The 6,945-nt window shown below is 58.2% G+C and carries 6 protein-coding genes and 1 tRNA gene; 4 read left to right on the top strand and 3 right to left on the bottom strand.

Annotated elements, in window-relative coordinates; genetic code table 11:
• Positions 1–235 precede the first annotated feature (235 nt).
• From AC2FJZ_RS03930 to AC2FJZ_RS03920, 3 genes are all read right to left on the bottom strand, one after another.
• A tRNA-Gln gene (locus AC2FJZ_RS03930) sits at positions 236–310 on the bottom strand.
• Between the two features lie 90 nt (positions 311–400).
• Positions 401–1,390 carry an NADPH:quinone reductase gene (locus tag AC2FJZ_RS03925; RefSeq protein ID WP_496776119.1) on the bottom strand — a complete coding sequence of 330 codons (990 nt, stop codon included), beginning with the start codon at positions 1,388–1,390 and terminating at the stop codon, positions 401–403.
• 91 nt (positions 1,391–1,481) lie between these two features.
• Positions 1,482–1,943 (bottom strand): SH3 domain-containing protein, encoded by a 462-nt coding sequence (locus tag AC2FJZ_RS03920; RefSeq protein ID WP_083445206.1) that lies wholly within the window; start codon positions 1,941–1,943, stop codon positions 1,482–1,484.
• A gap of 198 nt (positions 1,944–2,141) precedes the next feature.
• Between AC2FJZ_RS03920 and AC2FJZ_RS03915 the strand changes: the two genes are divergently transcribed.
• From AC2FJZ_RS03915 to AC2FJZ_RS03900, 4 genes are all read left to right on the top strand, one after another.
• Complete coding sequence (locus AC2FJZ_RS03915) at positions 2,142–3,128, top strand: 2-hydroxyacid dehydrogenase (RefSeq protein WP_050602970.1); 987 nt, start codon at positions 2,142–2,144, stop codon at positions 3,126–3,128.
• A 20-nt stretch (positions 3,129–3,148) separates the two neighbouring features.
• Positions 3,149–3,532 (top strand): GFA family protein, encoded by a 384-nt coding sequence (locus AC2FJZ_RS03910; RefSeq protein ID WP_496776118.1) that lies wholly within the window; start codon positions 3,149–3,151, stop codon positions 3,530–3,532.
• A gap of 111 nt (positions 3,533–3,643) precedes the next feature.
• Entirely contained in the window at positions 3,644–5,431 is a 1,788-nt protein-coding gene (ggt, locus tag AC2FJZ_RS03905; protein WP_496776117.1) for a gamma-glutamyltransferase, read from the top strand.
• Positions 5,432–5,524: 93 nt separating this feature from the next.
• Positions 5,525–6,934, top strand: coding sequence for an FAD-binding oxidoreductase (locus AC2FJZ_RS03900; RefSeq protein ID WP_496776116.1), 1,410 nt, complete (start codon positions 5,525–5,527; stop codon positions 6,932–6,934).
• Positions 6,935–6,945 lie beyond the last annotated feature (11 nt).

Here is a 6,945-nt window from a genome sequence, read left to right as displayed (position 1 = left end):
TCCCCCATAACCTCCTCCTCCCTCTATGTATTATGAATCAGGAACGAGGATACTCGGGTCTCTCTATCCTCCGGTTTCTATTCATTACTTATACCTATTCCCCACCCCCATAGAACCCCCGCTAGAGGTTAGGAACGAGGACGTCAGAACACCCGAAACCACTGGGGCATAAACGGGGGCATTTCTCGGGTATCGGTGACCCAAGTGCCTGTCGTCGTTCTATGTTCCGATGAACTGGCTGGGGTGGTAGGATTCGAACCTACGATACACGGTACCAAAAACCGCTGCCTTACCACTTGGCTACACCCCAACGGTGAGCGGCTGTCTACGATTGTTGTCGGCGGGGTTCAAGAGCTATTTGCAAAAAATGAGACCGCGATACGAAAATTTTTTCTGACCATTATTTGGTATCAATCAGCACGGCTCCGGCGCGGTTTCCGGCCTGTACCAATTCATGTGCAGCGGCGCAGTCTGCCAGTGAAAATACCTTTTGAAGCGGGCAGATCAAAGCGCCGTCCGTCAACGCCTGATGAAGGGTTTTCACGGCAGCAGTGCGCATTTCCGGTGGCAACAGATAGATCAAGATTGTCTCAAGCGTAACGGCTTTGAACATCATCGATCCGAACGGAAAGACAGGTGCCATGTTTTGGGCAGAGCCATAGGTATTGATACGTCCGTTCTCGGCGATCACAGCGGTGTTCGTTTCGATGTTTTGTCCAAACTCGACATCAACGATTCGGCTGAGTGTCTGCCCGCCATTCGCCTCTAGAATCTCGTCTGCAAGAGTCTCGCTGGCATAGTCCAGCACCACATCTGCTCCGGCTACATTGACCCGATCAAAGTTTCGGGGGCTCGCAGTTGTGATAACGCGCGCGCCGGCCCATTTTGCAAGCTGAACCGCTAGATAACCGACCGTACCTGCGCCGCCGTGAATCAAAATCGTTTGGTCTTTGGGTGTTCCGCCCGAGAAGACGGCATGGCATGCCGTCAGGCCGGGGATACCCAGAATCGCGCCTGTCTCAAGCGACACAGTATCCGGCAGCTCAACAGCCTGACCACTAGGCAAGGTAATGTGGCTGGCGGCTGTGCCAAAGGCGCGCTGCCATTGCCCGTTCCAGATCCAAACACGCTGACCTATCCGTGAGGTGGGAACACCGTCCCCAACAGCCGAAATAACACCCGACCCGTCGCTGTGGGGGATGATCACAGGGAAAGGAGGTTCCGTCACGCCCGGACGGGTTCCCGCGCGGGCTTTGATGTCCGATGGGTTTACGCCTGAAAATGCCAGCTCGACGGTAACTTCGCCTGGACGCGGAGGAGCCGGAGGGAGGTCTTGCAGGCGCAAAACATCGGTGGCGTCTCCGAAAGCGGAATAGGTGACTGCGCGCATGAAAACCTCCGATTTTTTCGGAGTATCACAACAATCTGACAGGAAATTCAATGGGAGTATTGCAGGTTGCCAGACCAGCAAGGTCAAGGCTTTATTCGCGGATTTCGGCCGGATCGACGCCCCACAGATTCGACTTCAGCGTCCAGCCCCGATAGCCGCCCGCCGTGATACGGCACCAGTCCAGCGAACACGTGCCAAGGCGAGCCACGACGCCGGTCTCGAAATGCGCATTCGCGGGCGAATTAGAGTCGGGGCGGGCATAGACGGGCAGCATGTCGGATTCGATCAGCACCGTGCGCACACCTGACAACAAGGCATAGTGCACCCAGCCACCGGCACCGTCGCGATCCTGAACTTTGCGCCAGTTGCCATATTCCGCCGTCACTTGCAGCGGCATGCCGCGCCGTTTGAACACCCAATCGATTCGATGGCTCAGCGAAGGCCCGCGCCGCACATTCCCTTCTGCTGCTTTCATGGACACATAGCGCGGCAGGGGCAGGTTGGTGACAGATCCACGTTGATCCTCGGCATGTGCGGCCCAGGAACCGAACATGACCAGAAATGCGGATATCGCCGCCAGACATCGGCTTTTTACCGGTCGAATACCACTCACTGACTGCCCGCTCTTATGCCCGTTGATCCGATTATGAAAAAAGGTCGACTCAATGCCAATGGGGTTCTTGTGCCCCGCCTTATCCTGCGCCACGATGCCATGGCGCGCGTCTGTTTGCAAAGCAGTGGGAGGGCCGAGGTGCCAAGAGAACGTCTGAGTGTTGTCGTTACGCGACGGTTGCCCGAAGCAGTTGAAACCCGGTTGAGCGAGTTGTTTGATGTGCGCCTGCGCGATGACGACACGCCGATGACAAGAGATGAGCTTGTGGCCGCGATACAGGAAGCCGATGTTCTGGTGCCCACGGTGACGGATGCGATTGATGGCGGCCTTTTGGGTCAAGCGGGAGAAAACCTGAAGCTGATTGCCAATTACGGGGCGGGTGTCGACAATATCGATGTGTCTACAGCGCGACAGCGCGGCATTCTGGTGTCGAACACGCCCGGCGTGCTGACAGATGACACTGCCGATATGACAATGGCCCTGATCCTTGCCGTCACGCGACGCATTCCTGAAGGGCTGAGCGTGATGCAGCAGGGCGATTGGTCCGGCTGGGCCCCAACCGCCTTTCTGGGTGGTCGGATCGGTGGTCGCCGTCTGGGTATTCTAGGGATGGGTCGGATCGGGCAGGCCGTTGCGCGGCGTGCAAGCGCTTTTGGAATGCAGGTTCATTACCATAATCGCCGCAGGCTGCGCCCCGAGACTGAACAAGAACTGGAGGCAACCTATTGGGAAAGCCTTGATCAGATGGTCGCTCGAATGGATGTGATTTCGGTCAATTGCCCGTCAACGCCGTCGACCTTCCACCTGATGAATGCGCGTCGTTTGAAGCTTATGAAGCCGTCAGCCGTGATCGTGAATACCTCGCGCGGTGAAGTTGTCGACGAAAATGCCCTGACCCGGATGATTCGAGCGGGCGAAATCGCGGGCGCAGGGCTGGACGTTTACGAACAGGGCACCGACGTGAACCCGCGGTTGCGGCAGCTGCCCAACGTCGTGTTGTTGCCGCATATGGGGTCGGCCACGCTCGAGGGGCGGATCGAAATGGGCGAGAAGGTCATCATCAACATCAAAACCTTCGAAGACGGCCACCGTCCGCCAGATCAGGTTGTGCCCTCTATGCTCTGAGCCGCCGGAAAGGAGCCTGAATGGACCTGTTTGAAGGGGGATGCCGCTGCGGACGTTTGCGCATCATGGCTTCGGGCTGTCCCCTTCGGGTCGGGGTGTGTCACTGCATTGACTGCCGCAAGCATCATGGGGCTTTGTTCTACGCCGCTGCGATTTTTCCCAGTGATGCCGTCGAAATATCAGGCCCGTCGCAGGGCTATGTGGATCGGTTCTTCTGCCCGACCTGCGGTTCTGCGGTTTTTGCGCGTAGTGGTTCTGAGGTCGAGGTGCATTTGGGATGCCTCGACGTGCCAAACCAATTGACGCCGACATACGAATGCTGGGTCTCGCGGCGCGAAGGCTGGCTGCCCGAATTCAAGGGGATGACTCGGTTTGACCGAGATCGGGATGAATTTGAGCAATAGGTGTCGCGGCGAAACCTTGCTGTGAAGTCACGCCTGTACGGCGAACCGTTGCAGAGCGCGGTCATTGCTTACAGGTTTGAAACAAAACGAAGTATTGGAGGATTTGATCAGATGAGATGTGTTTCCGCTTTATTACTTTCGGCAGTTGCGTTTTCGACGCCGGTCCTTGCTCAGGAGGCTGCTGATGCCGTTGCACCCGAAACGGCCTCGGAAGGGCAGGTGCAGGCCCTGACAGACGAAGTCATCGCAGCGCTTGAGGCCAAGCTGGACGGTGTTCCGGTTACATCTGAGAACTGGATGGTGGCTGCCGCCAACCCACTGGCCGTTGAAGCCGGGGCCAAAGTATTGCGCGCAGGCGGGTCCGCTGCGGATGCGATGGTAGCCGTACAGGTTGTGCTGGGTTTGGTCGAGCCGCAATCCTCGGGCCTGGGTGGTGGCGCGTTTTTGGTCTGGTACGACGCAGCAACTGGGCAGATGACAACGCTGGACGGGCGCGAAACCGCACCACAGGCGGCCACACCAATACTGTTTCACGACGAAAACGGTGAGCCGCTGAAATTCTTTGATGCGGTCGTCGGAGGATTGTCGGTGGGAACTCCGGGCACGCCTGCCTTGCTGGAAGAGGCCCATCGTCGCTGGGGACGCTCTCCCTGGCCCAGCTTGTTCGCTGATGGAATCCGTCTGGCAGATGAGGGCTTTCTGGTCTCGCCGCGCTTGGCCAGCCTTGTTGAAAACGATGCCGAGCGCCTGTCGCGCTTTCCCGAAACGGCTGCGTATTTTCTGCCGGGTGGTGAACCTTTGCAGCAAGGGCAGCGCCTGATGAACCCAGCCTATGCAGACACCTTGCGTGTATTGGCCAGTGACGGGGCCGCAGGATTTTATGGCGGTGAGATCGCTGCCGATATTGTCCGCACGGTGCAGAACGCTCCGGGCAATCCCGGTGTTCTGTCCGGCATTGACTTGGCGCTGTATCAAGTGAGCGAACGTGAACCGGTTTGTGCCGAATACCGCGCGTATGAGGTTTGCGGAATGGGGCCGCCATCGTCCGGTGCGCTGACTGTGGGACAGATTTTGGGGATGCTGAACAGCTATGATCTGGCAGCGATGGGTCCCGAAAGCGCAGAAGCCTGGCGGCTGATCGGAGACGCCTCTCGCCTCGCCTTTGCAGATCGTGGTCGTTACATGGCTGACAGTGATTTTGTTCCCATGCCCACAAAGGGGTTGGTTGATCCGGACTATCTTGCGCAGCGTGCGGCTTTGTTGGGAACCGAAGGTGCGTTGGCTGAAATCGCTCCGGGGCAGCCTGAATTCGACCATGCGCTGAACTGGGCAGACGACGTATCGCTCGAATTACCCTCGACCTCGCATATCTCAATCGTGGACCGCTACGGCAACGTGTTGTCGATGACGACGACCATAGAAAACGGCTTTGGATCGCGTCTGATGACGAACGGGTTTCTGTTGAACAACGAGCTGACGGACTTCTCGTTCAAAACCCATAGCGACGGAGTGCCGATTGCCAACCGGTTGGAACCCGGAAAACGTCCGCGTTCTTCCATGAGCCCGACAATCGTGATGCAGGACGGCGCGCCGGTTCTGGCCATCGGCTCGCCGGGCGGCAGCCGTATCATTGGCTATGTCGCGAAATCGATCATCGCCTGGGCTGATTGGGATATGGACGTACAGCAAGCGCTGTCCTTGCCGCATCTGGTCAATCGTTTCGGGACTTATGATGTCGAGGCTGGTAGCGCCGCCGAAGGGTACACGGATGCGCTGGTGTTGCAGGGTTTTGAGGTTAATCCGCGCGACCTGACATCGGGCCTGCATGCCATCGAAATCGGTGACGTGCTGAGCGGGGGCGCCGACCCGCGTCGCGAAGGGATTGCGCTGGGCGAATAAGCCCTCGGTATTTGTGGGGATTGCCCACACTCTGCGGGCCTTTTAGTCATAGGCTGAAAGGCCCGCAGTGTTTTGGGGCAGCGGAGGATGACAATGGTACAAGCTACGGCCTTGCCTAGAAATGAAACAGGCATAGAGACCGCGATCAGCATTCTCAAACAACGTTTCGGCGACAGGCTGCAAACAGGCGCCGCGATCCGGGAACAGCACGGCCACACCACAACATGGATCGAAAACCAAAGCCCGGACGCCGTGGTTTTCCCGCACACGACGCAGGAGGTTTCGAACATCGTCAAAACCTGTGCCGCGCATGGGGTGCCGGTGATCCCGTTTGGAACTGGAACGTCGCTGGAAGGGCATGTGAACGCGCCGGCTGGAGGCATCTCGGTCGATCTGACGCAGATGGACAAGGTGCTGTCGGTTCATGCCGAAGATCTGGATTGTGTCGTGCAGCCTGGCGTGACCCGCGAGGCGCTGAACGCCCATTTGCGAGATCAAGGCCTGTTCTTTCCGATTGATCCCGGGGCCAATGCCTCGCTTGGCGGTATGGCTGCCACGCGCGCCTCGGGCACCAATGCGGTGCGGTATGGGACGATGAAGGACAATGTTCTCAGCCTCGAGGCGGTCATGCCAGATGGCCAGATCATCCGTACAGGGCAAAGGGCCAAGAAATCCTCGGCTGGGTATGATCTGGCCCGCCTTCTGATCGGGGCCGAAGGAACGCTGGGGATCATCACCGAACTGACCCTGCGTCTTCAAGGCATCCCCGAAGCGATTAGCTCGGCCCGATGCTCGTTTCCAACTGTGGATGCGGCCTGCCGCGCAGTGATGATGACCATACAGTATGGCATTCCTGTCGCCCGAATTGAGTTGCTGGATGAAATGTCGGTTCAGGCGGCCAACGCCTATTCCGGGCTGAACCTGCCGGAAACGCCGTTGTTGCTGTTGGAGTTCCATGGCTCTGACGGCGGTGCCGTGGAACAGGCCGAGACATTTGGTCAGATCGCTGAAGAATTCGGCGGTACCGATTTTGCCGCGACTTCGACCACCGAGGACCGAAACATGCTGTGGCAGGCGCGGCATGACATGTATTGGGCCTGCCTGCAACTGCGCCCCGGCGCGCGGGGTATCTCCACGGACGTCTGTGTGCCGATCTCGCGTCTGGCCGAATGTGTGACGCAGGCTCAGAAAAAGGCCGACGACCTCAGTCTTCTGGCCCCCATCGTGGGGCATGTAGGAGACGGCAATTTCCACACGCTGCTGCTGATCGACATGGAAAGCGCCGATGAAGTTGCCAAGGCTGACGCCTTTGTCGGCTGGCTGAACGATCTTGCGATCTCGATGGAAGGCACCTGCACCGGGGAACATGGTATCGGGCAAGGCAAACGGCCTTATCTTGAAAAAGAACTGGGGCCTGCCACCCGGTATATGGCCGCAATCAAGGCCGCGCTGGACCCCGACAACATCATGAACCCCGGCAAGATCTTGTCTGATCGCCCCTAGCGGATTTCGTG

This window comes from Ruegeria sp. CDSA079 (assembly GCF_059612245.1).
Note: the sequence above shows the minus strand (reverse complement) of the source record. Positions and strands in the feature narration are given on the sequence as shown.